The organism is Faecalibacterium sp. DFI.5.82 (assembly GCF_029076575.1).
Classification (GTDB): Bacteria; Bacillota; Clostridia; order Oscillospirales; family Ruminococcaceae; genus Faecalibacterium; species Faecalibacterium duncaniae.
Genome location: NZ_JARFIS010000101.1, coordinates 1 through 423, shown reverse-complemented (window position 1 = coordinate 423; position 423 = coordinate 1). Strand labels below are relative to the sequence as shown.

General features: G+C 49.9%; 1 pseudogene. It reads right to left on the bottom strand.

From position 1 onward, the window contains the following. A pseudogene (locus tag P0G09_RS15765) lies at positions 1 to 423 on the bottom strand (hypothetical protein); the annotation flags it as partial.

The window sequence follows — 423 nt, the reverse complement described above, 5'->3', positions numbered from 1 at the left end:
GACTATCAAGTGGCGCCTCACATCCTGTCGACTCTTTGAAAAACCACCTTGATGCGTTGATATTCCACCCGGGTATAGGTTGAAAATATATCTCCTGCTTACTCAAAAGCTGCGCAATGAGCATGTAAAATAACCGGGGACCATCTTTTCCACAGCGGAGTGTGCCGCCACTTTTGTAAAATCCTTGAATCAAAGCGTTCTGCTGAAATTTGTCATCGGCAACACGGAAGCCTGAAAGTGTTCCGTTAGGAAGTCTGTACCGGACTTCAATACTCGTAGAGCCGTCCCGTGGATCGATCGCATATCGAGCAGAGAATTCTGTACAGTCTGACACGGGCTTGACAACCTTGTAGGGTTCACCAAGAGGGTTTTCCTTATCCGACAGCCCCGCCCACAGCCTGCGCAGACATCCGGGAAAGGCCG